The 26,060-nt window shown below is 72.3% G+C and carries 27 protein-coding genes; 17 read left to right on the forward strand and 10 right to left on the reverse strand.

What is annotated here, in order from left to right; all coding sequences use genetic code 11:
* The first annotated feature begins 131 nt into the window (after positions 1-131).
* A complete protein-coding gene (locus tag AW274_RS37035) occupies positions 132-1,112 on the forward strand; it encodes an alkaline phosphatase PhoX (protein WP_083975460.1) in 981 nt (326 codons plus the stop codon).
* Between the two features lie 308 nt (positions 1,113-1,420).
* Here the strand turns inward: AW274_RS37035 and AW274_RS37040 are convergent, their stop codons facing one another.
* Genes AW274_RS37040 through AW274_RS37060 form a run of 5 tightly spaced genes read right to left on the reverse strand, consistent with a single transcriptional unit; the run spans position 1,421 to position 5,960 of the window.
* Complete coding sequence (locus tag AW274_RS37040) at positions 1,421-2,230, reverse strand: ABC transporter ATP-binding protein (RefSeq protein ID WP_062443345.1); 810 nt, start codon at positions 2,228-2,230, stop codon at positions 1,421-1,423.
* The gene (locus AW274_RS37045; RefSeq protein ID WP_157520931.1) at positions 2,217-3,197 is read right to left on the reverse strand and encodes a taurine ABC transporter substrate-binding protein; all 981 of its coding nucleotides are present in this window, start codon (positions 3,195-3,197) and stop codon (positions 2,217-2,219) included. The genes AW274_RS37040 and AW274_RS37045 overlap by 14 nt, the downstream gene beginning before the upstream one ends.
* Before the next feature lie 11 nt (positions 3,198-3,208).
* On the reverse strand, positions 3,209-3,970 hold the full coding sequence (locus AW274_RS37050) for an ABC transporter permease (RefSeq protein WP_062443348.1): 762 nt from the start codon (positions 3,968-3,970) through the stop codon (positions 3,209-3,211).
* Positions 3,967-5,031, reverse strand: a complete 1,065-nt coding sequence (locus AW274_RS37055; RefSeq protein ID WP_062443350.1) for an LLM class flavin-dependent oxidoreductase — start codon at positions 5,029-5,031, stop codon at positions 3,967-3,969. The genes AW274_RS37050 and AW274_RS37055 overlap by 4 nt, the downstream gene beginning before the upstream one ends.
* Before the next feature lie 17 nt (positions 5,032-5,048).
* Positions 5,049-5,960, reverse strand: a complete 912-nt coding sequence (locus tag AW274_RS37060; protein ID WP_062443353.1) for a bifunctional helix-turn-helix transcriptional regulator/GNAT family N-acetyltransferase — start codon at positions 5,958-5,960, stop codon at positions 5,049-5,051.
* A gap of 90 nt (positions 5,961-6,050) precedes the next feature.
* Here AW274_RS37060 and AW274_RS37065 point away from each other — a divergent pair, with 90 nt between their 5' ends.
* Positions 6,051-7,004, forward strand: a complete 954-nt coding sequence (locus AW274_RS37065) for a lactonase family protein (RefSeq protein WP_062443356.1) — start codon at positions 6,051-6,053, stop codon at positions 7,002-7,004.
* A gap of 4 nt (positions 7,005-7,008) precedes the next feature.
* Here AW274_RS37065 and AW274_RS37070 read toward each other — a convergent pair whose 3' ends face one another.
* A complete protein-coding gene (locus AW274_RS37070; RefSeq protein ID WP_062443359.1) occupies positions 7,009-8,463 on the reverse strand; it encodes an FGGY family carbohydrate kinase in 1,455 nt (484 codons plus the stop codon).
* A gap of 107 nt (positions 8,464-8,570) precedes the next feature.
* On the opposite strand from AW274_RS37070, the gene AW274_RS37075 reads away from it, so the two are divergent.
* Positions 8,571-9,596: a 6-phosphofructokinase gene (locus AW274_RS37075; RefSeq protein ID WP_062443363.1), complete on the forward strand. Its 1,026-nt coding sequence runs from the start codon at positions 8,571-8,573 to the stop codon at positions 9,594-9,596.
* A 29-nt stretch (positions 9,597-9,625) separates the two neighbouring features.
* Here AW274_RS37075 and AW274_RS37080 read toward each other — a convergent pair whose 3' ends face one another.
* Positions 9,626-10,462, reverse strand: a complete 837-nt coding sequence (locus AW274_RS37080) for an MHYT domain-containing protein (RefSeq protein ID WP_062443365.1) — start codon at positions 10,460-10,462, stop codon at positions 9,626-9,628.
* 110 nt (positions 10,463-10,572) lie between these two features.
* Between AW274_RS37080 and macS the strand changes: the two genes are divergently transcribed.
* The 3 genes from macS to thiI are packed head-to-tail and all read left to right on the forward strand — an operon-like array spanning position 10,573 to position 13,565.
* Positions 10,573-11,679: a MacS family sensor histidine kinase gene (macS, locus tag AW274_RS37085; protein ID WP_062443368.1), complete on the forward strand. Its 1,107-nt coding sequence runs from the start codon at positions 10,573-10,575 to the stop codon at positions 11,677-11,679.
* Entirely contained in the window at positions 11,676-12,326 is a 651-nt protein-coding gene (locus AW274_RS37090) for a response regulator (RefSeq protein ID WP_062443370.1), read from the forward strand. Before macS ends, AW274_RS37090 begins: the two co-directional genes overlap by 4 nt.
* Before the next feature lie 42 nt (positions 12,327-12,368).
* Entirely contained in the window at positions 12,369-13,565 is a 1,197-nt protein-coding gene (thiI, locus tag AW274_RS37095) for a tRNA uracil 4-sulfurtransferase ThiI (RefSeq protein WP_062443371.1), read from the forward strand.
* On the opposite strand, the gene AW274_RS37100 is transcribed toward thiI, so the two are convergent.
* Positions 13,554-14,744, reverse strand: a complete 1,191-nt coding sequence (locus AW274_RS37100) for an MFS transporter (protein WP_083975463.1) — start codon at positions 14,742-14,744, stop codon at positions 13,554-13,556. The two genes, thiI and AW274_RS37100, sit on opposite strands and share 12 nt — an antisense overlap.
* Positions 14,745-14,755: 11 nt before the next feature.
* Positions 14,756-15,790, reverse strand: a complete 1,035-nt coding sequence (gene aroF / locus AW274_RS37105) for a 3-deoxy-7-phosphoheptulonate synthase (RefSeq protein ID WP_062443373.1) — start codon at positions 15,788-15,790, stop codon at positions 14,756-14,758.
* Between the two features lie 275 nt (positions 15,791-16,065).
* Here aroF and AW274_RS37110 point away from each other — a divergent pair, with 275 nt between their 5' ends.
* Together AW274_RS37110 and AW274_RS37115 are read left to right on the forward strand one after the other, a co-directional pair.
* Positions 16,066-16,608 (forward strand): molybdopterin-dependent oxidoreductase, encoded by a 543-nt coding sequence (locus tag AW274_RS37110; protein WP_083975473.1) that lies wholly within the window; start codon positions 16,066-16,068, stop codon positions 16,606-16,608.
* Between the two features lie 28 nt (positions 16,609-16,636).
* Positions 16,637-17,278 carry a LytR/AlgR family response regulator transcription factor gene (locus AW274_RS37115; protein WP_232320674.1) on the forward strand — a complete coding sequence of 214 codons (642 nt, stop codon included), beginning with the start codon at positions 16,637-16,639 and terminating at the stop codon, positions 17,276-17,278.
* Between the two features lie 96 nt (positions 17,279-17,374).
* On the opposite strand, the gene AW274_RS37120 is transcribed toward AW274_RS37115, so the two are convergent.
* A complete protein-coding gene (locus AW274_RS37120; protein ID WP_062443376.1) occupies positions 17,375-18,211 on the reverse strand; it encodes a deoxyribonuclease IV in 837 nt (278 codons plus the stop codon).
* Between the two features lie 128 nt (positions 18,212-18,339).
* On the opposite strand from AW274_RS37120, the gene uraD reads away from it, so the two are divergent.
* From uraD to alc, 9 genes are read left to right on the forward strand one after another with little or no spacing between them, the layout of a single operon-like run.
* Positions 18,340-18,813: a 2-oxo-4-hydroxy-4-carboxy-5-ureidoimidazoline decarboxylase gene (uraD, locus tag AW274_RS37125; RefSeq protein ID WP_062443379.1), complete on the forward strand. Its 474-nt coding sequence runs from the start codon at positions 18,340-18,342 to the stop codon at positions 18,811-18,813.
* Complete coding sequence (gene uraH / locus AW274_RS37130) at positions 18,810-19,151, forward strand: hydroxyisourate hydrolase (RefSeq protein ID WP_062443382.1); 342 nt, start codon at positions 18,810-18,812, stop codon at positions 19,149-19,151. The genes uraD and uraH overlap by 4 nt, the downstream gene beginning before the upstream one ends.
* Positions 19,152-19,153: 2 nt before the next feature.
* A complete protein-coding gene (gene pucL / locus AW274_RS37135; protein ID WP_062443384.1) occupies positions 19,154-20,008 on the forward strand; it encodes a factor-independent urate hydroxylase in 855 nt (284 codons plus the stop codon).
* Positions 20,008-20,850, forward strand: a complete 843-nt coding sequence (locus tag AW274_RS37140; RefSeq protein WP_062443387.1) for an FAD binding domain-containing protein — start codon at positions 20,008-20,010, stop codon at positions 20,848-20,850. The genes pucL and AW274_RS37140 overlap by 1 nt, the downstream gene beginning before the upstream one ends.
* Complete coding sequence (locus tag AW274_RS37145; RefSeq protein ID WP_062443391.1) at positions 20,847-21,323, forward strand: (2Fe-2S)-binding protein; 477 nt, start codon at positions 20,847-20,849, stop codon at positions 21,321-21,323. Before AW274_RS37140 ends, AW274_RS37145 begins: the two co-directional genes overlap by 4 nt.
* Entirely contained in the window at positions 21,320-22,648 is a 1,329-nt protein-coding gene (locus AW274_RS37150) for an 8-oxoguanine deaminase (protein WP_232320675.1), read from the forward strand. Before AW274_RS37145 ends, AW274_RS37150 begins: the two co-directional genes overlap by 4 nt.
* Before the next feature lie 7 nt (positions 22,649-22,655).
* Positions 22,656-23,807, forward strand: a complete 1,152-nt coding sequence (locus AW274_RS37155) for a glycerate kinase (protein ID WP_062443394.1) — start codon at positions 22,656-22,658, stop codon at positions 23,805-23,807.
* A 10-nt stretch (positions 23,808-23,817) separates the two neighbouring features.
* Complete coding sequence (allB, locus tag AW274_RS37160; RefSeq protein WP_062443397.1) at positions 23,818-25,098, forward strand: allantoinase AllB; 1,281 nt, start codon at positions 23,818-23,820, stop codon at positions 25,096-25,098.
* Positions 25,095-26,036, forward strand: coding sequence for an allantoicase (alc, locus tag AW274_RS37165; protein WP_062443399.1), 942 nt, complete (start codon positions 25,095-25,097; stop codon positions 26,034-26,036). Before allB ends, alc begins: the two co-directional genes overlap by 4 nt.
* Positions 26,037-26,060 lie beyond the last annotated feature (24 nt).

Below are 26,060 nucleotides of genomic sequence, written 5' to 3' on the forward strand. Positions count from 1 at the left end.
TCCAGCTCTCCGCCGCTCGCGGTTTGGGCAAAGTTTTAGCCGCGGACCCGTGCGGATTCCCCGTAAGTTCACGTCGCTCGGTTCGACTGGCCCCGCCTGTCACGCGTAGCGTGATTTGTGAGGGAGGTTCCATGGCTGCCGGTTCGGGGAGGTTCGCGGCCCTGATGAGAACACCTGCTGATCCGGCCATCGAGCTGGCCGAGGGATTCACCAGCCGCGTGGTCGGCCGTACCGGCGAACGGGTCGGGGGCCTCACGTGGCACCAGGCGCCCGACGACGGCGCGTGCTTCGTCGACGGCGACGGCTGGATCTACGTCTCCAACTCCGAGATCCCGCTCCTCGGCGGGGTGTCGGCGCTCAGGTTCGGCCCCGACGGGTCGATCCGCAGCGGTTACCGCATCCTGTCGGGCACCGACAGCAACCGGGCCGGCGGAGCGACGCCGTGGAACACGTGGTTGTCGTGTGAGGACACCTGCCGCGGCCGCGTCTTCGAATGCGACCCCTACGGCCACTTCGCCGCCATGCCGCGCCTGGCCATGGGCCTGTTCCGGCACGAGAGCGCCGTCTGCGACGAGGTCGGCCAGGTCGTCTACCTGACCGAGGACCACCCCGAGGGGTGCCTCTACCGCTTCCGCCCCGACGACTGGGGCGACCTCACGACCGGGGTCCTGGAGGTCATGGTCGGCTCGGGCGCCGGGAAGGTGACGTGGTCCCGCGTGCCCAACCCGGCCGCCACCGACGCGCCCGCCCGCGACCAGGTCGAGGGCACGGTCCGCTTCGAACGGGCCGGCCGCTGCTCGACGTCGGGCGGCTTCTGCTACTTCTCGACCGGCGACGACCGCGTGTGGTCCTACGACCCGACGGCGGGCGAGCTCTCGGTCCTCTACGGCGCCGACCCGAGGCTGCTGGCCGGCGCGGGCGACCTGTTCGTCACCCGCGACGGCGAGATCAACAGCATCGGCGACGACGGCGCGGTCACCCCGCTCCTGCGCGTCGACGGCCCGGAGCGATCGATCACCGGCCTCGCGTTCTCCCCGGACGGGGAGCGCCTCTACTTCTCCTCCCGCGAGGGCGGGGTCACTTATGAGGTGACCGGCCCCTTCAAAGGCTGAAATTTCCGGTACGTCGTCACGAGGCCGGCAACGACAGACCGGAACCCCTGACGGGGGCCTTCGTTCAGGAGACCTGCTCCCGGCATGAGGCGGCCCATCGGGATCGCCGGCAGCCCGGTCCCTTCATCCAGCCATCACGCCGCTTTTTTATCCGGCCGTCACGGCGCGGTTCCTTCATCCGGTCGTTCCGGCGGTGTTCTCTCATGCGGTCGTCCCGGTGGGGGTCCTTTTATGCGGCCGTCACGGCGCGGTTCCTTATGCGGCTGTCCCGGTGCGGTTCCATCACCGGCCGTCCCGGTGCGGTTTTCTCATGCGGTCGTATCGGCGCGGGCTGAGGCTGCGGTACGGATCGCGGCCTCCACCTTTTCGCGGAGGTCGCCGCTGACCGGGGCGTCGAGTGTGATGCGGCCGGGTGGGCCGGCCAGTGCGAGGACGCGGGTGCCCAGGGTGGTCGCCTCGGTGACGTCGTGGGTGATGAACAGGACCGTCACCCCGGTGCTGCGCCACAGGTCGCGGATCTCCTCCTGCATGCGTTCGCGGGTGAAGGCGTCGAGTGCGCCGAAGGGCTCGTCCATCAGCAGGACCTTCGGCCGGGGGGCGAGCGCCCGCGCGATGGCGGCCCGCTGGCGCATGCCGCCGGACAACTCGTACGGCTTCAGGCGGGCCGCGTTCTCCAGCCCGGTCATCGCCAGCAGCTCGGCGACCCTTTCGGCGCGGGAGGTTTTGGGCCACCGCTTCAGGCCGAATGCGATGTTTCCCGACACGGAGAGCCACGGGAACAGCCGGGGTTGCTGGAAGACCACGCCCCGCGAAGGGCCGGGGCCGGTCACGGGAGATCCCTCGGCCAGCACGCTCCCGGCCGTGGGCGGGGCGAAGCCCGCCACCAGGCTGAGCAGCGTGCTCTTGCCGCAGCCCGACGGCCCGACCACCGTCAGGAACTCCCCGGCGGGGATGGTCAGGTCGATCGGCCCGAGCGCCGGGCGGTCGCGGTAGACCCGCGTCACCGCCCGGAGCTCGATCGCCGCCGCGCCGACCGGCGGTGCGCCGAACGGCTCCGCCGCCTCCACGGGTGCGGCGGAGCCGAGCGTCGTGTGAGCCCTCGGATCAGGGGAGGGCATCGGTCAGCAGGCCCTTCTGGAAGACCGTCAGGTCGGGCACCGCGTCGAGCTGCTTCTGTCCGACCAGGAACTCGGCCGCGCTGCGCAGGTTCTCCGCGAGCTTGCCGGGGGCCTGGGCCGTGCCGAGGTAGTCGGGGGAGCGCTGCTCGGCGGCGTCGAGGAGGACGAGCTGGCCCAGCTGTCGCCCGGCCTCGGCCGGGTCGAGGTTGAGCTGGCGGCCGAGGGCCGCCGCCGCTGCGGTTTTGTCGGTGCGGGTCAGCTTGACCGCCCGGTCCTGCTGCTTGAGCCACTCCCGGAGGATCTCGGGGTGCTGGTCGGCGAACGCGCTGCGGACGACCGCCAGGTCGGCGGTGAGCTTGCCCTTCCCGGCCAGTTCGCGGCTGGTGGCCAGGACCGCGCCGTCCTTCTCCAGTTCGGCCAGGACCGGCGTCCACACGTAGGCGGCGTCGATGTCGCCGCGCACCCAGGCGGCCTGGATGTCCGGCGGCTGGAGGTCGATGACCTTGGCGTCGGTCACGCCGGCCTCCGCCAGGACGGCCAGCAGGCTGTAGTGGGCGGTGGAGGCGAACGGGGTCGCGATCGTCCTGCCGGCCAGGCCGGCGACCGAGGTGATCTCCTTCTTGGCGACCAGGGCCTCGTTGTCGCCGATCACGTCGAAGATCCACGGCACCTTGTAGGGGATGTTCAGCGGCGCCGACAGGCCGCGGGTCACCGGCGAGCTGCCGGCCAGGCCGATGTCGATCGCCCCCGCGATCATGGCCGTGTTGACGTCGCCCCCGGAGTCGAACCTGCTCCAGGTGATCTCGGTGTCGGGGAGGGCCTGCTCCAGCCACTTCTGGTCTTTGACGATCAGGTCGCCGTTGGGGATCAGCTGGTAGCCGATCCGCAGCGCGGTCTTGGCCGGCTCGGTTGCGGGGGCGGCGCAGGCGGTGGCCAGCACCAGCAGCGCCACGATGACGCGTTTCACGGGGGGCTCCTTCAGATGTGACGGCCGCGCCAGGGCACGAGCCGCCGGTCGAGCGTCTGCAACAGGTAGTCGATGAGCAGGCCGGACAGGCCGATGACGATGATCCCCAGCACGACGACGTCGGTCTGGTTGTAGCGCTGGGCGTCGCGGACCATGCCGCCGATGCCGGGCACGCCGTTGACGGTCTCGGCGGCCACGACGGTCGTGTACGCCACCCCGACCGCCACCCGCACCCCCGTCACGATCTCGGGCAGCGCGCTGGGCAGCACCACCCGGTAGGGGATCTCCCACGGGCGGGCGCCCAGCGAGCGGGCGGCGTTCAGGTAGTCGTCGTGCACGCCCCTGACGGCGTCGGCGGTGGCGACGGCGACGGGCGGCAGCGCGGCGAGCAGCAGCAGCCACACCTTGGGCTCCTCGCCGATGCCGAACCAGATGACCAGCAGGCTCAAGTAGGCCAGCGGCGGCAGCGTGCGCACGAACGTGACCAGCGGCCCGAGCAGCGTGCGCAGCACCGGCACGACCCCGATGAGCAGGCCGAGCACGATGCCGCCGCCGACGCCGTAGAGGCAGCCGAGCACGATCCGGCGCAGGCTGGCCAGCAGGTGCCCGGCCAGGGTGTAGCCGCTGTAGCCCTCGGTGGAGGTGCGCAGCAGCTGGTCGAAGACCGCGACCGGTTCCGGCACGAACACCGGCGGCCAGATCTTCAGCCAGGCCACCGCCTGCCACACGGCGAGCAGGAAGACGACGGCCCCGAGGCGCAGGGCGAGGTTCATCGGAGCAGCGGCAGCAGGAACTCGCCGGCCCTGACCGACTCCTCCAGGTGCGGCCAGCCCGACAGGATGAACTCGTCGAGGCCGAGGGCGGCGTACTCGCGGATCAGCTGCGCGACCTCGGCGTACGACCCGACCAGCGCGGTGCCGGCGCCCTCGCGGACCAGCCCGACGCCGGCCCACAGGCCGGGGGAGATCTCCAGGTCGTCGGCGCTGCCGCCGTGCAGCCCGGCCATGCGGGCCTGGCCGACGGAGTCCATCCGGGCGAAGCGGGCCTGGGCGGCGGCGATGCGGCCGGGATCCATGCCCGACAGCAGGCGCCGGGCGTACGCCCACGCCTCGTCGGCGGTGTCGCGGGCGATGACGTGGAGGCGGATGCCGTAGCGCAGGGTGCGGCCGGTCTCGGCGGTGCGCTTGCGCATGCGCTCCAGCCGCTCGGCGATCATCGCCGGGGGTTCGCCCCACATCAGGTAGACGTTGGCGTGCTCGGCCGCGACCTTCTCGGCCGCCGGGGAGGCGCCGCCGAAGTAGACCTCCGGGGGGTTCGCCAGCGGGGTGGGCAGGCCCGCGTTCTCGACGCGGTAGTGCTCGCCGGTGAAGGAGAAGGGCTCGCCCTCCCAGGTCCGGCGCAGGACGTGGAGGTATTCGGCGGTCCGCGCGTAGCGCTCGTCGTGGTTCAGGAAGTCGCCGTAGGCGCGCTGCTCGGCGGGGTCGCCGCCGGTGACGACGTTGAGGCGCAGCCGCCCGTCACTGATCTCCTGGAAGGCCGCGGCCTGCTGGGCGAGCAGGGTCGGCAGGGTGAAGCCGGGCCGGAAGGCGACCAGCAGGCCGAGCCGGTCGGTCGTGGCGGCCACGGCCGCGCAGGTGACGAGCGGGTCGGGGCAGCCGAGGCCGACCGGGGTGAGCACGGCCTCGAAGCCGGCCGACTCGGACGCCTGGGCCACCTGGGAGAGATATCGGAGCGTGGGGTGCCGGACCGGGGCCGCGCCGGCCGCCACCGTGGTGGTGGCCGGCCGGACGTAGTGGCCGTCGCCCGAGGTCGGGAGGAACCAGTGGAACCGCATGCCGGGAGCATATTCCCCTAATTCCCATCAGTAAAGCAGGGAATTGCGCGCTCCCAGATCTCGTCCACGAACCCGTCGGCCTGCTCGGTGCCGGTGACCTCGAAGCCGGCCGCCTTGTAGATGCGCCGGGCGGAGGTCAGTACGTCGCGCGTCCACAACCGGATCCGGGTGTACCCGGCGTCGGCGGCGAACCGCAGGCACTCCTCGACCAGCCGCGCCCCCACCCCGCGCCCGCGCGCCCAGGGTTCGACCAGCAGCAGCCGCAACTGCGCGGTCTCGCCGTCCTTCCGGGTGCAGAACACGCATCCCGCCGGGCGGCCGTCGATCTCGGCGATCCACGCGGCCTGGCCCGGGTCGGCGCGCGTGTCGAGGAAGTCGGCGCAGACGCGGGCCACCAGGGCCTCGAAGTCGGCTCCCCAGCCCTGTTCGCGGACGTAGATCGCGCCGTGCCGCTGCACCACCCAGCCGAGGTCGCCGGGCCGGGGCGGCCGGATGACCAGGGCGTCTCCCCGGGGCCCGCCGCCGAGGATCTCCCTGATCGCGGCCATGCTCCCCAGGAGGCGCGGCACGTCGGCCCCGTCGAGCAGGCCGGCGACCTGGGCCGCCGACTTCTCGTCCAGTTCCGTGTACGTCCCCCTCCCGGCCTCCGTCAGCGCCACGACCTGGCGGCGGGCGTCGTGGCCGGCGCGTTCGCGGGTCACCAGGCCGTCGGTCTCCAGCCGGGTCAGCAGGCGGCTCAGATAGCCGGCGTCGAGGCCGAGCGCGCGCCGGATGTCGCCCGTCTCCATGGGCTGGAGGGTCTGGCCCAGTTCGTACAGGACCCTGGCCTCGGTCAGCGAATAGGGGGAGTCGTGCATGCCGGGGCCGAGCACGCCGATGACCTCGGTGTAGAAGCGGTTGAACGCGCGGACCTCCGCGATCGCATCCATTGCCCTCCTCAAGTAAATCGTTGACTCAGGCAACGATAAACCTGGTGCGCTAGGGTTCGAAAGACCCGCCAGCCTTCTCGAAGGAGCGACGTGAGCACGGTCTACATCGGGGGCTACACACCCGACACCGGAGGGGCGGGGGCCGGCGTCACCGTCGCCGCCCGCGCCGAGTCGGGCGCCCTCACCGAGGTCGGCACGGCCGCCGCCTCGGGCCCCTCGTTCCTCGCCGCCCACCCGTCGCTCCCGGTCCTCTACGCCGTCGGCGAGACCGACCCCGGCACGATCACCGCCTTCACGGCCACCGACGACCCCGAGCGCCTGGCGACCCGGTCGAGCGGCGGCGGCTCCCCGTGCCACGTGGCCGTCACCGACCGCTGGCTGGCCGTGGCGAACTACGGCGACGGCATGGTGGCCCTGCACACGCTCGACGACGAGGGCCTGTTCACCGGCCCGCCGCTGCTCTTCCCCGGCTTCGGCTCGGGCCCCGACTCCGACCGCCAGCGCGGCCCCCACGCCCACCAGGCCACCTTCGAGGCCGGCGTCCTCTACGTCACCGACCTGGGCGCCGACCAGGTCCGCCAGTGGCGGGTCCACCCCGACGTCACCGAGCTCGAACCGATCACCCTCACCCCCGGCACCGGCCCCCGCCACCTGGTGAGCGCCCCGACCGGCTGGTTCGTCACCGGCGAGCTCGACGGGCAGGTGCACGCTTTCGACGCCAAGTGGCACCCGGTCGCGCAGTTCGCCGCCAGCGGGCGCGACAGCGCCAACTATCCGTCGCACGTCCAGCTCCACCGCGACCGGCTCTACGTCGCCAACCGGGGCCCCAACACGATCAGCGTGTTCGACCCCGAGACGTTCAAGATGGTCGCCGAGGTCGACTGCGGCGGCGACTGGCCCCGCCACTTCGCGATCGACGGCGACGACCTCTACGTCGCCAACCAGCGCTCGGGCGGCGTCGTGCACTTCCGGCTGGTGGGCGGGGTGCCGGAGCCGACCGGCCACGTGCTGGCCGTGCCGACCCCGACCTGCGTCCTCCTCTAGAAGGTCACCGGGTGGCCCAGCCCCGCGACCGGCTCACCGCGCGCAGCCAGTCGTCGTAGGCGCGCTCGTCGCGGGGGCCGGGCTCGAACCGCTTGTCGAGCCGCCAGGTGTGCTTGAGCTCCTCGCGCGTCGACCACACCCCGGCGCCCAGGCCCGCCAGGAAGGCCGCGCCGAGCGCGGTCGTCTCCTGGACGACCGGGCGCTCGACCGGGATGCCGAGCTGGTCGGCCTGCACCTGCATGAGCAGGTCGTTGGCGCTGCCGCCGCCGTCGGCCTTCAGCACGGTCACCTCCTCCGACATGGTGGCCACGATGTCGCGCACCTCGTAGGCGATGGCGTCGAGGGTGGCGCGGGCCAGGTGGGCCTTGGTCGTGCCGCGGGTGAGGCCGGTGATGGTGCCCCGGGCGTCCGGGTCCCAGTGGGGCGCGCCCAGGCCGGTCAGCGCGGGCACGAACACCACGCCGCCCGCGTCGGGCACCGAACGGGCCAGCTCCTCCGACTCGGCCGCCGTGCCGATCAGGCCCAGGCCGTCGCGCAGCCACTGGACCGCCGCGCCGGTCACGAAGATCGCGCCCTCCAGGGCGTAGGTCAGCTCGCCCGAGGGCTCCTGCCAGGCGACCGTGGTCAGCAGCCCCGCGTCGGAGCCGACCGCCTCGCGGCCGGTGTTGACCAGAACGAAAGAGCCGGTGCCGTAGGTGCACTTGACGTCGCCGACGTCGAAGCAGGTCTGGCCGAACAGGGCCGCCTGCTGGTCGCCGGCCATGCCGCTGATCGGCAGGTCGAGGCCGAGGAAGTGCGCCGGGTCGGTGCGGGCGATCTCGCCGTAGTTGGGCACCACCTCGGGCAGGGCGTCGAGCGGCACCCCGAACAGGTCGCACAACTCCGGCGACCACGCGCCCGCGTGGATGTCGTAGAGAAGGGTGCGGGAGGCGTTCGACGGGTCGGTCACGTGGCGGGCGCCGCCGGTCAGCCGGGCCACCAGGTAGCTGTCGACCGTGCCGATCGCCAGGTCCTTGGCCGCCCACGCGTCGGGGTCGTGCTCGGCCAGCCAGGTCAGCTTGGTGCCGGTGAAGTAGGGGTCGAGCCGCAGGCCGGTGAGTTCGGTCACACGGGGTTCGTGACCTTCGTCACGAAGACGGGCGCAGATGCCGGAGGACCTGCGGTCCTGCCAGACAATGGCATGACGCGGCGCGTCGAGTGTGACGGCGTTCCACACGACCGCCGTCTCGCGCTGGTTGGTCAGGCCGACGCACCGCACAGTGGTGCTTGCCCTGGCCAGAGCGGTGCGGCAGGCTGCCAGCGTCGCGCGCCAGATGTCGTCGGGCGCGTGTTCGACCCAGCCGGGTTCCGGGAACCGCTGCTCGAACTCCTGGTATCCGCGCGAGTCGATGTGGCCGTCCTCACCCACCACGAGTGCGGTCACACCGGTCGTACCAGCGTCTATCGCCAAAACCGCCACGGCGCCTCACTTTTTGGTCTAGACCATTGTTGCGCCGTCACGGCAGAATGCCACCGTCGGCGTCCAGACACAGTCTGGCCGCGCTATCTCATATGGAGGAACCCGACATGCGTATTGGAGTGCTCACCGGCGGCGGCGACTGCCCCGGTCTGAACGCCGTGATCCGGGCCGTGGTCCGCAAGGGCGTCACGGTCTACGGTCACGAGTTCGTGGGCTTCCGCGACGGCTGGCGCGGCCCGCTCGAGGGCGACACGATGCCCCTCGACGTTCAGTCCGTGCGCGGCATCCTGCCGCGCGGTGGCACCATCCTCGGTTCCTCGCGCACCAACCCGATCAAGATCGAGGGCGGCGTCGAGCGCATCAAGGAGAACCTCGCCGCGCAGGGCGTCGACGCCCTGGTCGCCATCGGCGGTGAGGACACCCTTGGCGTCGCCAAGCAGCTGTTCGACCGTGGCGTGAACGTCGTGGGCGTGCCGAAGACGATCGACAACGACCTCAACGCGACCGACTACACCTTCGGTTTCGACACCGCGGTGAACATCGCGATGGAGGCCATCGACCGCCTCCACACCACCGCCGAGTCGCACCACCGCGCCCTGATCTGCGAGGTCATGGGCCGCCACGCGGGCTGGATCGCGCTGCACGCCGGCATGGCCGCCGGGGCCAACGTCATCCTGATCCCCGAGAAGCCGTTCGACATCGACAAGGTCTGCGAGTACGTCGAGTCGCGCTTCAAGACCCGCTACGCCCCGATCATCGTGGTCGCCGAGGGCGCCCACCCGATCGACGGCCAGATGGAGCTGCAGGCCGGCGAGCTCGACGCGTTCGGCCACGTCCGCCTCGGCGGCATCGGCGACCGTCTCGCCCAGGAGATCGAGAAGCGCACCGGCAAGGAGGCCCGCACCACGGTCCTCGGCCACATCCAGCGCGGCGGCACCCCGACGGCGTACGACCGCGTGCTGGCCACCCGCTTCGGCCTGGCCGCGATCGACGCCGTCCACGAGGGCGACTTCGGCAAGATGGTCGGCCTCCAGGGCACCGAGATCGTGCGCAGCGGCCTCGACGCCGCGACCGCCGAGCTCAAGACCGTCCCCGTGCACCGCTACGCCGAGGCCGAGGTCTTTTTCGGCTAAGACCCCGGCCTGATGCGCCGCGCGGGTGACTACCTGCGCGGCGTGAACAGGTCGTCGCCGTCCGGCCTGCGCTGCGGCGCGGGCTGGGGCGGCATCGCCGGGGTGGTCCTGCGCTGCTGCAGGCGCTCCAGGAGTTCGCTGTCCTCGCGCATCTCGCGGGCCGAGGGCGAGAGCAGGATCGCGAGCAGCAGGCCCACGGTGATCAGGCTGATGCCGGCGATCAGGGGCAGCAGGAAGTCCATGGCGCTGGCCCCCGAGGGGACGTTGTCGCCGGGGGTGACGCTGAGGGCGTACATGCCGGTGTAGTGCATGCCCGTGACGGCCACGCCCATCATGAGGGCGGCGCCGGTGGTGGCCAGGGGGCCCTCGACCTTGAGGGTGAACCAGAGGGCGACGGTGGCCGCGACGATCGCGATCAGCACCGACAGCGCCACCATCACCGGGTCGTAGGTCAGGTTGCCCGACATGCTCATCGCGAACATGCCGAGGTAGTGCATGGCGCCGACGCCGGTGCCGGCCAGCAGGCCGCCCGCGAGCAGGCGCGGGAATCCGTCGCCCTGCGAGACGACGTGGAGCCCTCCGTAGACGACGCCGACCGCCACGACCGCGGACACGGCGGTCAGTCCGACGCTGAAGCGGATCTCGCTGTTGACGTCGAAGCCCATCATGGCGATGAAGTGCATCACCCAGATGCCGGTGCCGCCGATGGCCAGCGCGCCGCCGGCCAGCCAGCGGTAGCGCGAGGCGCCCTGTGCCGAGCGGGCCCGAGCCGTGAGGATGAGGCCGAGCAGTGAGCCGACGACGGACATCAGGTAGGCGAGGAGAGGAGTCAACGCTCCGTGCGAGAAGTGATTGATATGGGACATGCGTGCTCCTCGTTGTGGTTGCAACAAAATTATTGCACCGCTCCAGGCGCGCCCTTTGTCCCTTTCAGGAGTTCATGTGACGTTCGTTATGTAGTCGTACGATGACCGAAATGACCATCGAGACGCCGTTCTGGCGGGCGATCGCGGTCTACCGCTTCTGCTCCCTCGGCTACGCCGCCGTCCTGGTCGTGGAGGCCGACTCCTACGGCAATCCGGGGCCCGCGTGGTCGGTGCTCGTGCTCATGACCGCCTGGACGGTCTTCGCCACCTACGCCTACTCCCGCGAGGCCCTGCGCGGCTGGCCGCTGCTGATCGCCGACCTGGCCGTCACCGCCGCCTGCCTGCTGTCGTCGATCTGGGTCCAGGGGTTCGACGGCCCGCACGGCGCCATGCCGATCACCGCCACCTGGGTGGCCGCCCCCGTCGTCGCCTGGGCGGTCTACGCGGGCCGCCGCGCGGGCGCCGCCGCGGCCGCCGTCATCGCCGCGCTGGACGTGTGGCTGCGCGGCGTCGGCGTGCTCGACCTGAACACCGTCCCGGTCAACGGCGCCGTCCTGCTGTTCCTGGCCGGCGTCGTGATCGGCCACGTCGCCCGGCTGGCCAAGCAGGCCGAGGCCCGCATGCAGCGCGCGGTCGAGCTCGAGGCGGCCGGACGCGAACGCGAACGCCTGGCCCGGGGCATCCACGACTCGGTCCTGCAGGTGCTGGCCCTGGTGCAGCGCCGGGGCGCCGAGATCGGCGGCGAGGCGGCCGAGCTGGGCCGCCTGGCGGGCGAGCAGGAGGCCGTGCTGCGCGAGCTGGTCAGGACCGCGCCCCGGCCGCTCGGCGCCGAGACGGCCGACCTCAACGAGGCGGTCCGCCGCCACGCCTCGCCCGCGGTCACCGTGGCGACCCCCGCGACCCCCGTCGACCTGCCCTCCCACACGGTCGCGGAGTTGTCGGCCGCCGTCGCCAACGCGCTCGACAACGTCCGCCGCCACTGCCCCGAGGGCACGCGGGTGTGGATCCTGGTCGAGGCCGAGGACGGCGCCGTGACGGTGACCGTGCGTGACGACGGCCCCGGCATCCCCGAGGGCCGCCTGGAGGAGGCCGAGCGGCTGGGCCGCCTGGGCGTCGCGCAGTCGATCAGGGGCCGGGTGGCCGCTCTGGGCGGCCGGGTCACGATTGTCTCCTCCCCTGATGGCACCGAGATCGAGATGGTTATCGTGGCGCCATGAGCGTGCGCGTCATGGTCGTCGACGACCACCCGATGTGGCGGGAGGGCGTGGCCCGCGACCTCGCCGAGGCCGGCTACGAGATCGTGGCGACCTGCGGCGAGGGCCGTCAGGCGCTGCGGGTGGCGGCCGCCGTCCGGCCCGACGTGGTGGTGCTCGACCTCCAGCTGCCCGACCTGCCCGGGGTCGAGGTGGCCCGGGGCCTGGGAGCCTCCGACGACCCGCCCAAGGTGCTGGTGCTGTCGGCCAGCGCCGAGCACGACGACGTGCTGGAGGCGGTGAAGGCGGGCGCGTCGGGCTACCTGGTGAAGTCGGCGAGCCAGGCCGACTTCCTGGAGGCGGTGGCCCGCACCGCGCAGGGCGACGCCGTCTTCACGCCGGGCCTGGCCGGGCTGGTGCTGGGGGAGTACCGCCGGCTGGCGGCCCAGCCGAAGGCCGCTGAGGAGGGCCCCCGGCTGACCGACCGCGAGACCGAGGTGCTGCGGCTGGTGGCGAAGGGGCTGTCGTACAAGCAGATCGCCGAGCGGCTCGTGTTGTCGCACCGGACGGTGCAGAACCACGTCCAGAACACCCTGAGCAAGCTCCAGCTGCACAACCGCGTCGAGCTGGTGCGCTACGCGATCGAAAAAGGTCTGGCGGACCTCGACTAGAGTTAAAAGGTTCCCGCCAGTCGTTCCCGAAGGACCATCACCATGACCATGACCGCTCTGGGTGAGCCCTGTGTGCTGCTCAAACTGGGCGAGATCGTCCTGAAAGGAAAGAACCGGGAGCAGTTCGAGGTCCGGCTGCGCGCCAACATCAAGCACGCCCTGTCGGGCTTCGAGATCGACCTGCGCCAGCGCCACGGCGTCATCGCGCTGTTCCTGCCCGACGGCACCGGCGTCGAGGTCGCCGAGGCGGTCGCCCGGCGGGTCAGCGAGGTGCCCGGCATCGTGCTGGTCCACCTGGCCTGGCGGGTCGCCAAAGACCCGTCGGTCGTCACCAAGGCCGCCCTCGAACTGGTCAGGGAGACCCCCGAGGTGGCCCGCAAGGCCAGCTTCGCGGTCCGCTCGCGCCGCCGCGACAAGCGCTTCCCGATGACCTCGGCCGAGCTCGACTGGCACGTCGGCAGCGAGATCAACGACACCTACGGCCTGCCGGTCAGCCTGAAGAACCCCGAGCTCACCGTCTCGATCGAGGTCGACCGCGACGAGGTGTTCGTCTACGTCGACAACCGCCCCGGCCAGGGCGGCCTCCCGGTCGGCACCAGCGGGCGCGGCCTGGCGCTGCTGTCGGGCGGCATCGACTCCCCGGTGGCCGCCTACCGCATGATGCGGCGCGGCCTGCGGGTCGACTTCCTGCACTTCTCCGGCATCCCGTTCACCACCACCGAGTCGATCTACAAGGCCTACGCCCTGGTCCGCCGCCTCGACGCCTTCCAGGGCCGCTCGCGCCTGTGGGTGGTGCCGTTCGGCAAGGCCCAGCAGTCGATCCGCACCTCCGGCAGCGACCGCCTGGCGATGATCGCCCAGCGCCGCCTGATGCTGAAGACCGCCGAGGAGGTCGCCCACCGCCACAAGGCGACCGCCCTGATCACCGGCGACTCGCTCGGCCAGGTGTCGTCGCAGACGATGGCCAACATCGCGGCCCAGGACAGCGCGACCGACCTGCCGATCCTGCGGCCCCTGATCGGGCTCGACAAGATGGAGGTCATCGCCGAGGCCCGCCGCATCGGCACGCTGGCCATCTCCGAGCTGCCCGACGAAGACTGCTGCACGATCCTGGCCTCCCGCCAGCCCGAGCTGGCCGCCAAGATCGAAGACCTGAAGCTGATCGAGAAGCGGCTCGACGCCGAGGAGCTCGCGGTCCAGCTGGCCGACTCGATCCAGGCCTACAAGCTAGAGTCCTGACCGCCGCAGCGGGCTGAACAGCCCGCCCGCGGCGGTCAGCACCAGCCCGGCCCCCATCAGCGTCACGACCGGCGCCACGCCCTGCCCCGCCGCCGTCCACGTCGCCAGGGTCGCGCCCAGCGGGCCCAGGGCGAAGTGGATGGTCCAGAACGCCGCCGTCACCCGGCCCAGCAGGTGGGCCGGGGTGATCTCCTGGCGCAGCGACATCGAGCAGATCGCGCCGACCGTGATCGCCAGGCTGAACAGCGCCATCAGCGCCCCGATCCCGGCCACGACCCCGCCTGACAGCGCGACGGCGATCACCGCCAGCCCCGCGAGCGTGGTCGACGCCAGCCACGTCGGGCCGAAGCCCAGCCGTCTGCGCACCCGCGCCACGACCATCGAGCCGATGATCGTGCCGATCGCGCCCGCGCCCAGCACGTAGCCCACCACCGCGTCGGGCTGCTCCAGGTTCTCCTTCAGGTGGAAGACGACCAGGTCGTCGAGGCCGGCGGTGAGGAAGATGAGCGCCGTGAGCAGGATCGTCATGGTGCGCAGCACCGGGTTGCCGAGCAGGAACCTGGCGCCGGCCAGCCGGCCGCCGGTCTCCTCCCGCGCGTACGGCCGCAGCCGGATGAACCGCAGCCCGAACGCCGAGACCAGGAAGGTCACCGAATCCAGCCCGATCGCCGCGGCGGGCCCGAACACCCCGGAGACCACGCCCGCGAGGGCGGGGCCGGCCACCCCGGCCACGGCGAAGACGCCGTAGAGCATGCCGTTGGCGCGGGTGATGTCGCCCGGGTCGACGATCGACGGCAGCACGGTCACGTAGGCGACGTTGAAGACCATCCCGAGCGCGGCCGCCAGCGGGACGATCACGTAGAGCGGCCAGATCACCGGAGACCACCACCACAGGACCGGGATCAGGCCGTACAGGAGGAACCGGCCGACGTCGCAGACGACCAGCACGCGCCGCCGGTCGAACCGGTCGACGATGCCGCCGGCGAAGGTGCCGGTCACGACGGAGGCGACGCCCGTCAGCGCGGTGAGCACGCCCATCTGGGCGACGGACCCGGTCGCGTGCAGCGCCAGCAGCGGCACCGCCACGGTCGAGAACGCGTCGCCCAGCACGGACAACGTCTGAACACCGAGCAGTAGGACAAAGTTCTTGTTTCTAAGAAGATCCCCCGAAAACGCCACGAGGGCGGAGGCTACACGGCGACCGCTTCACCGGCCAGGGTGCGGCCCATCAGCGGGGCGAACTCGCGCATGATCCGCGCCAGCTCGTCGAGGTCGCCGTCGACCAGGGCCTGCGGGCCGTCGCAGAGCGCCTGCTCGGGGTGCGGGTGGACGTCGATGATCACGCCGTCGGCGCCCACCGCGACCGCCGCCCGGGTGAGCGGCAGCACCAGCTCGCGCCGCCCGCCCGAGTGGGACGGGTCGATGATCACCGGCAGGTGGGAGAGCCGCTGCGCCACCGGCACCGCCGACACGTCGAGGGTGTTGCGGGTGGCCGTCTCGAAGGTGCGGATGCCGCGCTCGCACAGCACGATGTCGAGGTTGCCGCGCTGGGCGATGTACTCGGCCGACATCAGCCACTCCTCGATCGTGCCGCTCATGCCGCGCTTCAGCATGACCGGCTTCCCGGCCGCGCCGACCGCCTGCAGGAGCGCGAAGTTCTGCGTGTTGCGGGTGCCGACCTGCAGCATGTCGGCGTAGGAGGCCACGAGCGGCACGTCGTGGGCGTCGACCACCTCGGTCACGATCGGCAGCCCGGTCTTCTCCCGGACGTCGGCCAGGATGCGCAGCCCCTGCTCGCCGAGGCCCTGGAAGGCGTACGGCGAGGTGCGCGGCTTGAACGCGCCGCCGCGCAGCAGGGTGGCCCCGGCGGCCTTGGCCATCTGGGCGGCCTCAAGGGTCTGCTGCGGCGTCTCGACCGCGCACGGCCCCGCGATGAGGGTGACCGTGTCGGGCCCGATCGGCACACCGCCCACCCGGACCGTCGATCTGACGGGATGGTTGTCGCGGCTCACGAGCTTGAAGGGGGTGGACACGCGCATCACGTCGGCGACGCCGCGCTGACCGCGCAGATTGAGGCTGGCGAACTGCTCCACGTCGCCGATCAGCCCGATGATCGTGCGGTTCACGCCGCGGGACACGAACGCCTCACCACCGGCCGACGCGACGAGCGCGACGACGTCGGTGATGTCTTCCTGGGTGGCCTCGGGGGCCATGACGATGACCATGATGTCTCCTTAACACGCGAAAAGCCCCGGGTCCTAGATCGGACCCGGGGCTTTTCGACCGCCTTTGGCTGCTAGCGCACAACCTCATGGCGAACGGTCCTCACGGGTCCGTCGCCATACCAAAACGAGAATGCGCCAAGCATGGTCGAAATATATCGCACAACCCTGATGCGGGCCCACCACGGGGCGGGTGACAGGATGGGCGGGTGCCGGAGACGCCCGAGGAGGAGAACCGGCTGCCCCCGGGTCAGTACGTCCCGCGCGGCAGGCCCGTGATGCACTACGGAAGGGTGCCGACGTTCCGGCCCGCGACCTGGCGCCTGCAGATCTTCGGCGCCACCGAGTCGGGCGAACAGCACTTCCTGACCTGGGACGACTTCGGTCAGCTGCCGCGTTCGACGGTGCTGGCCGACTTCCACTGCGTGACCAAGTTCTCGATCATGGGCAACGAGTGGACCGGCGTGCCCGCGTCGGCGTTCCTGGCCGCCGTGCCGCCCGCCGCCGGGGTCGCCCACGTGATGATCTGGGCCGAGTACGGCTACAGCGCCAACGTCCGGATGAGCGACTTCGACCGCGACTCGACCCTGTTCGCCACCGAGCTCGACGGCAAGCCGCTCACCCCCGAGCGCGGCTACCCCGTGCGCGCCGTGGTCCCTCACCTGTACGCCTGGAAGAGCGTCAAGTGGGTGCGCGCCATCGAATACCTGACCGACGACCGGCGCGGCTTCTGGGAGGACCGGGGCTACCACAACGTCGCCGACCCCTGGCGTGAGCAGCGCTACTCATACCAGGAGGACCCGGGCGACGGCCCGCCCTAGCCCGGCCCGGAGGTCTAGTCTCGCCCGGGTGTGCTGCTTCGACGTGCCCTTCCGGCTCACCCCCGAGGCCGCCCGCGCGGCCCTGCCCCACCTGGAGCGGGCCGTCGGCGCCCCGTTGACGATCACCTCCGCGACCGAGGTCCTCGCGGGCCCGGCGGCCGGCTGGGACGCGGCGGTCGCGGCCATGCGGGGGAGGCGGTCGGGAGAGGCGCTGCCGCTGACGATCATGGGCGCGGTCGTGGGCGCACTGGTGGCCCACGGGCGGGCCGGCGACCTCCGCAACGCCGCCCGCTGGCTCTCCGACCAGCTGGAGCTCGATCACCTGCGCCGGAAGGCCGCCCAGGAGTCCATTCCGGTGGAGCTCGGCGGCCGGACCCGGTTCATCGACCCCGGGGCCGTCTGGTTCGCCGAGGCGCGCGGCGACTACGTCAGGCTCAGGACCGCCGAGGGCGGCTTCCTGGTGCGGACGTCCATGGCCGCGCTGGAGCAGCGGTGGGCCGGGGCCGGGTTCATCAGGGCCCACCGGAGCACCCTGGTCAACGCCCGGCACGTCAGCGAGCTGCGGTTCGCCGACGGGCGGGCGCTGCTGCTGGTCGGGACCGAGACGCTGCCGGTCTCCCGCCGTCACACCCGGGAGGTCAGGGAGCGGCTGACCGCTCGTCGCTCCTGACACGCCGTCTGTCGTGATCAGCCGGTGTGGCGCTGACCTGGGAAATAAGGTTGCGGTCACGGATCCGGTCGTTCGGGGGACGGCCGGATCCGCCCGCTATCCGCGCAGCTTCTTCAGCAGGTCGATGTCCTCGCGGTGCTTGTCGGCCTTGCCGGGCGTCTCGATGCACAGCGGCACCCCGGCCACCGCCGGGTGGCGCATGACCTCGGCGAACCCCTGGGCCCCGATGTGGCCCGCGCCGATGTTCTCGTGGCGGTCCTTCTTCGCGCCCAGCACGTCTTTGGAGTCGTTGGCGTGGATCAGCTTCAACCGGCCCGGCGCGATGGCGTGGAGGGCGTCGAAGGTCTCGCGCACGCCCTCGGGCGTCGACAGGTCGTGGCCGGCGGCGAAGGCGTGGCAGGTGTCGAGGCAGAGGCCCGCCTTCGGATGCCACTCCAGCGCCGACAGGTAGGGGCCGAGGTCCTGGACGGTCGCGCAGAGCATCTGGCCCTGCCCGGCCATCGGTTCGAGCAGCAGGTCGGGGCCGTCGTCGGGGATCTCCTCCAGCAGCGGGAGCAGATGGTCGCGCAGCTGCCGGAAGGCCGCCTCGCGCGGCTGGCTGACCGCCGAGCCGGTGTGCACGACCACGCCCAGCGCGCCGACCTCGCGGCCGCGCCGCAGGGTGTGGCGGACCGAGGCGATCGAGTTCTCCAGCGTCGCCTCGGTCGGCGAGCCGAAGTTGATCAGGTAGTTGGCGTGGACGTAGACCGGCAGGTCGGCCGCGCGCAGTTTGGCGTCCTCGGCCGGGTTGCCCTCGTTCAGAGCCCAGCCGCGCGGGTTGGTGACGAAGACCTGGGCCATCTCGGCGCCGATCTCGGCGGCGTACTTCAGGCCTCCGGTGGCCAGCCCGCCCGCTACCAGGACGTGGCCGCCGATCGCGTTTCCAGTGCTCATAGTGGCATCAGGTTACCCGGGGGTTTCGCCGGTTTGTGGCAACGTACAAACCATCGGCCGCTCATGGACGGGGCTTTGGGAGCTCCCGCTGCTGGATTCGGCGGGGGCCGCGATGTGTACTGGCGACCATGCGTGAACCGAGCCGCGACGACCTGCTGGCGTGCTGCGCGTCCGCCCGCTGGGCCGACGGCGTGGCCGGGCGGCCCTACCCCGACCTCACCGGTCTCCTCGACCGCAGCGACGGGGTGCTGGCCATGCTGAACTGGGCCGACGTGGAGGAGGCGCTGGCCGCCCACCCCCGGATCGGCGACCGGGCCGCAGGGGCGTCGAGGGAGTCGGCGTGGTCGCGCGACGAGCAGTCGGGCGCCGCCACCGCCGAGGAGGACGTGCTGCGCCGCCTGAAAGCGGGCAACCGGGCCTACGAGGAGCGGTTCGGGCACGTGTACCTGGTCTGCGCGACCGGCAGGTCGGCCCCCGAGATGCTGGCGATCTTGGAGGATCGTCTGGGCAACGTACCGGAGAAGGAGCGGATGGTCGTGCGCGACGAGCTCGGGAAGATCGTCCGGCTGCGGCTGGCCAAGCTCTGGGAGGAGGGGGCGTGAGCCTGTCCACCCATGTGCTCGACACCGCGCGCGGGTGCCCGGCCGCCGACGTCCACGTGCGGCTGGCCCGCCGGGCCGCCCACGGGTACGTCGCCCTCGCCGAGGCTCGCACCGACAAGGACGGCCGCATCAGGGAGTGGACGCCGCTGGGCCGCGAGTGGACCGGCACGCTGGAGGCCGCGACCTACCGGCTGATCTTCGACACCGGCGGCTACCTGGGAGACGACGCGTTCTTCCCCGAGGTCACCGTCGTCTTCACCATCGCCGACGCCGACCGGCACCACCACGTGCCGCTGCTGCTGAGCCCGTTCGGCTACTCGACCTACCGGGGGAGTTAGAAGTGTTCACGCTCGGCCCCAACCGCTACGGCAAAGCCGAGACCCGGGTCGTGCGGGTCACCCGGGACGGCGACGCCCACCAGATCAAGGACCTGAACGTCGGCACCGCGTTGTCGGGCGACATGACCGACGTCCACCTGACCGGCGACAACGCCGCCGTGCTGCCCACCGACACGCAGAAGAACACCGTCTACGCCTTCGCCAAGAAGCACGGCGTCGCCGCGATCGAGGAGTTCGCGCTGCTGCTGGCCCGCCACTTCGTCGACGGGCAGCCGACGATCCACCACGCCCGCGTGGAGATCGAGGAGTACACCTGGGAGCGCCGCGGCGCCCACTCCTTCGCCCGGAAGGGCCAGGAGGTGCGCACCTGCCTGGTCCACTACGACGGCGAGCGGGCGACCGTGGTCTCGGGGCTCAAGGAACTCGTGGTCCTCAACACGACCGACTCGGAGTTCTGGGGCTACCTCAAGGACGCGTACACGACCCTGCCGGAGACCCGCGACCGGGTGCTGGCGACCGCCGTGACCGCCCGCTGGCGGCACGACGGCGAACCCGCCGACTGGGAGACCTCCTACACGACGGCCCGGGAGGCCCTGCTCGACGCCTTCGCGACCACCTACAGCCTGTCGCTCCAGCAGACCCTCTACGCCATGGGCGCCCGGGTGCTGACCGACTGCCCGGACGTCTGCGAGGTCCGCCTCGAACTGCCGAACAGGCACCACTTCCTGGTCGACCTCGACCCGTTCGGCCTCGACAACGACGGCGAGGTCTACTTCGCCGCCGACCGCCCCTACGGCCTCATCGAGGGCGCCGTGCTGCGCGACGACGCGCCCGCCGCCGGAAAGGCGTGGGACTGATGGACTTCCTGCGCGCCACCACCTGGGCCGAGGCCCTGCGGATGAAGGCCGACCGGCCCGACGCGACGCCGGTCCAGGGCGGCACCGACGTCATGGTCGAGATCAACCTCGACAAGGGCCGCCCGGCGGCGCTGCTCGACCTCACGCCGGTGACCGAGCTGACCGGCTGGTCGGTGGAGTCGGAGCACGTCAGGATCGGGGCGGGGGTGACCTACACCCGGATCATCGCCGAGCTGGCCGACCGGCTGCCCGGCCTGGCCCAGGCGTCCCGCACGGTCGGCTCGCCGCAGATCCGCAACCGGGGCACGGTGGCCGGCAACCTCGGCGCGGCCTCCCCGGCGGGCGACAGCCACCCGCCGCTGCTCGCGACGGGCGCGATCGTCGAGGCCGAGTCGGTGGACGGCCTGCGGATGATCCCGATCGGCGACTTCTACACCGGCGTCAAACGCAACGCGCTGGCCCCTCACGAGCTGATCCGCGCGGTCCACGTGCCGTCGCGGCGGGGGCCGCAGTACTTCTCCAAGATCGGCACCAGGAACGCGATGGTCATCGCGGTCTGCTCGTTCGGCCTCGCGCTCGACGTGCACGCGCGAACGGTCGGCACCGGCATCGGCTCGGCCGCCCCCACGCCGCGCCGGGCCGTCGAGGCGGAGGCGTTCCTGGCAGAGAACTGGTCCCCGGGGGATCCCGAGGTGGGCCGGAGGTTCGGGGAACTCGTCGCCGCGGCGGCCGCCCCGATCGACGACGTCCGGGGCAGCCGCGACTACCGCGTCCACGCCCTGGCCGTGATGGCCCGCCGCACGCTCGGCTGGGCCTGGGAAGAACACAGGAGGACGTCATGAGGGTCAACGTCACCGTGAACGGCGCGCCGATGACCGCCGACGACGTCTGGCCGGGCGAGAGCCTGCTCTACGTCCTGCGCGAGCGGCTCGGCCTGCCGGGCGCCAAGAACGCCTGCGAACAGGGCGAGTGCGGCTCGTGCACGGTCTACCTCGACGGGGTGCCGGTCTGCGCCTGCCTCGTGGCGGCCGGCCAGGCCGAGGGCCGCGAGGTGCGCACCGTCGAGGGGCTCGCCCCCGGCGCGGGGGAGCTCGACGCGGTGCAGGAGGCGTTCGTCGAGTGCGGCGCCGTCCAGTGCGGTTTCTGTACGCCCGGTCTGATCGTCCAGGCCCACTCGCTCATCGCGGCCCACGACGGGGTGCCCGCCGACGCCGAGATCCGCGAGCACCTGGCGGGCAACCTGTGCCGGTGCACGGGCTACGAGAAGATCCTGGACGCGGTCCGCCTGGCCGCCCGCCGGAAGGCCGGTTCGTGATCGTCATCGAGAACGCCTACGTCGCCCCGGTCGTCGGCGCGGAGATCCCCGACGGCCACGTCGCGATCGAGGGCAACCGCATCGTGTCGGTCGGCGCGGGGCCCTTCGAGGGCGACGCCGAGCGGATCGACGGGCGCGGCTGCCTGGTCACCCCCGGGCTGGTCAACACCCACCACCACCTCTACCAGTGGGCCTCCCAGGGCCTGGCCCCCGACGGCACCCTGTTCGAGTGGCTCGTGGCCAGCTACCCGGTCTGGGCCCGCATGGACGCCGAGGTGGTGCACGGCGCGGCCACGGCCGGCCTGGCCTGGCTGGCGCTGTCGGGCTGCTCGACCTCCACCGACCACCACTACGTCTTCCCCAAGGGCCGGGGCGACCTGTTCGCCGCCGAGATCCAGGCCGCCGCCGAGGTGGGCCTGCGCTTCCACCCGTGCCGGGGCTCGATGGACCGGGGCCGCTCGCAGGGAGGCCTGCCGCCCGACGAGGTCGTCGAGACCCTCGACGAGATCCTGGCCGAGACCGAGGCCGCCGTACGGAAGTACCACGACCCGCTGTTCGACTCGATGCTCCGGGTGGCCGTCGCGCCCTGCTCGCCGTTCTCGGTCAGCGGCGACCTGATGCGCCAGGCCGCCGCGCTGGCCAGGGACCTGAAGGTCCGCCTGCACACCCACGGCGCCGAGACCCTCGACGAGGACGACCACTGCAAGGAGCAGTTCGGCATGCTCCCCGTCGAGTACCTCGAATCGCTCGGCTGGCTCGGCCCCGACGTGTGGATCGCGCACAGCGTGCACCTCACCGACGCCGACGTCGCCCGCTTCGCCGAGACCGGCACCGGCACCGCCCACTGCCCGTCGTCCAACGGCCGCCTCGGGGCCGGGATCGCCCGCGTCAGCGAACTGCTCCGCGCGGGCGCGACCGTCGGCCTCGGCGTCGACGGCCCCGGCTCGGCCGAGTTCATCCCGCTCGCCGGGGAGATCCGCCAGGCGATGCTCATGCAGCGGGCCCGCTACGGACCGCAGGCGCTGACCGTCCGCCAGGCCCTGGAGATCGCCACCATCGGCGGCGCACGCTGCCTGGGCCGCGAGACCGAGATCGGCTCGCTCGAACCCGGCAAGCTCGCCGACGTCGCGGTCTGGCGGGTCGACGGCCCCTACGCCGCCGCCTCCGACCCGCTCGTGGCGCTCGGCTACGGCCAGACACCCCCGCTGGCCAGGCTGATCGTCAACGGCGTGACCGTCGTCGAAGACGGCGAGCTGCGCACCGTCTCCGGCGAGGCCGCCGGAGCGGCGGGGGCGCGGGCGCACGCGCGACTGCTTCGGTCATGATGACGGCATGAAGGATCACCGTGTCGGTCACGTCGTCATCGCACCGGACAAGTTCAAGGGCTCGCTGACCGCCCCCGAGGTCGCCCACCGCGTCGCCGCCGGCCTCGGCGACGTGCCGGTCGTGCTCCTGCCCGTCGCCGACGGCGGCGACGGCACCGTCGACGCGGTCGCGGCCTGCGGCTTCACCCGCGTCGAGGTGGAGGTGACCGGGCCGACGGGTCAGCCGGTCCGGGCCTCCTACGCCGTCAAGGACGACACCGCCGTGGTCGAGATGGCCGAGGCGTCCGGCCTGCGCCGCCTGCCCGGCGGGCTCGAACCGCTGACCGCCACCAGCTACGGCACCGGCGAGCTGATCGCCCACGCGCTCCGGGGCGGCGCGACCAAGATCGTGCTCGGCCTGGGCGGCAGCGCCTGCACCGACGGCGGCACCGGCCTGGCCCGCGCCCTGGGCGCCCGTTTCCTCGACGCCTCCGGCGCGGAGCTGCCCCTGGGCGGCGGCGCGCTGGTGAACCTGGCCACCATCGACCTGTCCGGCTTCGACGCGGGCGCCGCCGAGTACGTCGTCGCCTCCGACGTCGACAACCCCCTGCTCGGCCCCCACGGCGCGGCGGCCGTCTACGCCCCGCAGAAGGGCGCCGACGCCGACCAGGTGAAGCTCCTGGAGACCGGCCTGGCCCGGCTCGCGGCCGTCGCCGTGCACACCCACGGCCTGACCGGCGCGGTCGAGCACGACGGGATCGTGCGCGCGATGGGCGTCGCCGGTCAGCCCGGCGCCGGGGCGGCCGGGGGCGTCGGCTTCGCCGCCCTCGCCTTCCTGGACGCCGCCATCCGGCCCGGCATCGCCTACCTGCTCGGCCTGCTCGACTTCGACACCCACGTCGAGGGCGCCCGCCTGGTCGTCACCGGCGAGGGCTCCCTCGACGAGCAGTCGCTGCGCGGCAAGGCCCCCGTCGGGGTCGCGAACGCCGCCATGCGGCACGGCGTGCCGGTGGTCGCGGTCTGCGGCCGCCGCAGCGTCGCCGCCGACGACCTGCGCAAGGCCGGGATCGAGGCGGCGTACGCGCTCACCGACCTCGAACCCGACCCCGAGATCTGCATGGCCCAGGCCGGGCCGCTGCTGGAGCGGCTCGTGGCGGGCAGCGTGAAAGCACACCTGTGAAGGAGCATCTGTGACGGTTCTGGTGCGGTCGCGCCGGGTGGTCACCCCCGACGGGGTGCGGCCACTCGGGGTCGACGTCGTCGACGGGCGGATCGCTGGGCTGGTGCCGTACGACGCCGGCGGCGGGCTCGACCTCGGTGACGTCGCGCTGCTGCCCGGCCTGGTCGACACGCACGTCCACGTGAACGAGCCCGGCCGCACCCACTGGGAGGGCTTCGCCACCGCCACCCGGGCGGCCGCGGCCGGGGGCGTGACCACGGTCGTCGACATGCCGCTCAACTCGCTGCCGCCGACCACGACCGTGCCGAACCTGGAGATCAAGAAGAAGGCCGCCCGGGGCCAGATCGCGGTCGACGTCGGCTTCTGGGGCGGCGCGATCCCCGGCAACCTCGGCGACCTGCGACCCCTGTGGGACGCCGGGGTGTTCGGCGTGAAGTGCTTCCTGTCGCCGTCGGGCGTCGACGAGTTCCCCGCCCTCGACCCGAACGGGCTCACCCTGGCGCTGCGCGAACTGGCCCGCTTCGACGGCCTGCTGATCGCGCACGCCGAGGACCCCTGGACCCTCACCGAGCCGACCGGCCCCTCCTACGCCGAGTTCCTCGGCTCCCGCACCCCCGACGCCGAGGTGCGGGCCATCGAGACGGTCGTCGCGGTGGCCCGCGAGACCGGCGCGCGGGCGCACATCGTGCACGTCTCCGCCGGCGACGCGATCCCCGTCCTGCGGGCGGCGCAGGAGGCGGGCGTGCGGATCACCGCCGAGACCTGCCCCCACTACCTGACCCTCAGCGCCGAGGAGGTCACCGGCACCGCGTTCAAGTGCTGCCCGCCGATCCGCGAGGCGGCCAACCGCGACGCGCTGTGGGCCGGGCTGGCCGACGGCACCCTGATGGGCGTCGTCTCCGACCACTCGCCGTGCCCGGCCGACATGAAGAGCCCCGATGACTTCGCGATGGCGTGGGGCGGCATCTCCTCCCTCCAGCTCGGCCTGCCGGTCATCTGGACGGAGGCGTCGGCCCGGGGCTTCTCCCTGGACGACGTGGTCCGGTGGATGGCACGCGGGCCCGCCGACTTCGCGGGGCTGGCGTACAAGGGGCGGATCGAGGCCGGGGCCGACGCCGACCTGGTGGCCTTCGACCCCGAGGCGGCCTTCGTCGTGGACGCCGGCGAACTCGCCCACAAGAACCCGGTGACCGCCTACCAGGGGCGGGCGCTGCGGGGCGTCGTCCAGCAGACCTGGCTTCGCGGTGCGGCCCCCGGCCACGGCCGGTTCCTGACGAGAGGTGCCCGATGACCTTCCGCCACCTGCCCGACCTCGCCCTGCGCGGCAACGGCGGCTCGGTGATCGCCGCCAACGACGAGGCGTTCGCCGAACGCCAGGCGCTGATCCTGCCGCACCGCGCCCAGTTCCACACCCACGACTTCGGCGCCAAGGGCCAGATCTACGACGGCTGGGAGACCCGCCGCCGCCGCACCACCGGGCACGACTGGGCGATCGTCCGGCTCGGGCTGCCCGGCGTCGTGCGCGGCCTGGTGATCGACACCGCCTGGTTCAAGGGCAACTACCCGCCTTACGCCTCGGTCGACGCCTGCGCGGTCGACGAGCCGCTGCCGCACGAGGAGCTGACCGGCTGGACCGAGATCCTGCCCAGGAGCCCCCTGGGCGGCGACCGCGAGCACGAGTTCACCGTCGACGACCCCGACCGCTACACCCACGTGCGGCTCAACATCTACCCCGACGGGGGAGTGGCCCGCTTCCGCGTGCACGGCGAGGTCGTGCCCGACCCCCGGTTCCTGCACGGCCTGACGATCGACCTGGCCGCGCTCGCCAACGGCGCCCTGGTGACCGACTGCTCCAACCAGTTCTACAGCTCGCCCAACAACGTCATCGCCCCCGGCCTGGCCCGCCACCAGGCCGAAGGCTGGGAGACCGCCCGCCGCCGCGACGACGGCAACGACTGGCTGGTGGTCCGCCTGGCCGGCCGCGGCACGATCGCCGTCGCCGAGATCGACACCACCCACCTGGTCTTCAACGCCCCCGGCTGGGTGTCGCTGTCGGGCCGCGACGGCGACGGCGACTGGTTCAGCCTCCTCGGCAAGACCCGCCTGCAACCCGACGCCCAGCACCGTTTCCGCCTGGACGCCGACCGCCCGGTGACCCACGTGAAGTGCGACATCTACCCCGACGGCGGCCTGGCCAGGCTCCGCCTCCTGGGCGACCTGTCTTCCTAGGCGGATTCATGGTGCGAGCCGCGG

The sequence above is a fragment of the Herbidospora daliensis genome (assembly GCF_001570585.1).
Lineage (GTDB): Bacteria > Actinomycetota > Actinomycetes > Streptosporangiales > Streptosporangiaceae > Herbidospora > Herbidospora daliensis.

Coding starts and splice junctions, on each gene's coding strand:
- AW274_RS37050 (WP_062443348.1), bottom strand. CDS start 3,970: ATGAACCTCGCCCTGCGCCTCGGGGCCGTCGTCTTCCTGCTCGCCGTG.
- macS (WP_062443368.1), top strand. CDS start 10,573: ATGACCATCGAGACGCCGTTCTGGCGGGCGATCGCGGTCTACCGCTTC.
- uraD (WP_062443379.1), top strand. CDS start 18,340: ATGCGTGAACCGAGCCGCGACGACCTGCTGGCGTGCTGCGCGTCCGCC.
- aroF (WP_062443373.1), bottom strand. CDS start 15,790: ATGGTCATCGTCATGGCCCCCGAGGCCACCCAGGAAGACATCACCGAC.
- thiI (WP_062443371.1), top strand. CDS start 12,369: ATGACCATGACCGCTCTGGGTGAGCCCTGTGTGCTGCTCAAACTGGGC.
- alc (WP_062443399.1), top strand. CDS start 25,095: ATGACCTTCCGCCACCTGCCCGACCTCGCCCTGCGCGGCAACGGCGGC.
- AW274_RS37035 (WP_083975460.1), top strand. CDS start 132: ATGGCTGCCGGTTCGGGGAGGTTCGCGGCCCTGATGAGAACACCTGCT.
- AW274_RS37080 (WP_062443365.1), bottom strand. CDS start 10,462: ATGTCCCATATCAATCACTTCTCGCACGGAGCGTTGACTCCTCTCCTC.
- AW274_RS37110 (WP_083975473.1), top strand. CDS start 16,066: ATGCACTACGGAAGGGTGCCGACGTTCCGGCCCGCGACCTGGCGCCTG.
- AW274_RS37075 (WP_062443363.1), top strand. CDS start 8,571: ATGCGTATTGGAGTGCTCACCGGCGGCGGCGACTGCCCCGGTCTGAAC.
- AW274_RS37155 (WP_062443394.1), top strand. CDS start 22,656: ATGAAGGATCACCGTGTCGGTCACGTCGTCATCGCACCGGACAAGTTC.
- AW274_RS37040 (WP_062443345.1), bottom strand. CDS start 2,230: ATGCCCTCCCCTGATCCGAGGGCTCACACGACGCTCGGCTCCGCCGCA.
- AW274_RS37055 (WP_062443350.1), bottom strand. CDS start 5,031: ATGCGGTTCCACTGGTTCCTCCCGACCTCGGGCGACGGCCACTACGTC.
- AW274_RS37145 (WP_062443391.1), top strand. CDS start 20,847: ATGAGGGTCAACGTCACCGTGAACGGCGCGCCGATGACCGCCGACGAC.
- AW274_RS37120 (WP_062443376.1), bottom strand. CDS start 18,211: ATGAGCACTGGAAACGCGATCGGCGGCCACGTCCTGGTAGCGGGCGGG.
- AW274_RS37140 (WP_062443387.1), top strand. CDS start 20,008: ATGGACTTCCTGCGCGCCACCACCTGGGCCGAGGCCCTGCGGATGAAG.
- AW274_RS37090 (WP_062443370.1), top strand. CDS start 11,676: ATGAGCGTGCGCGTCATGGTCGTCGACGACCACCCGATGTGGCGGGAG.
- AW274_RS37060 (WP_062443353.1), bottom strand. CDS start 5,960: ATGGATGCGATCGCGGAGGTCCGCGCGTTCAACCGCTTCTACACCGAG.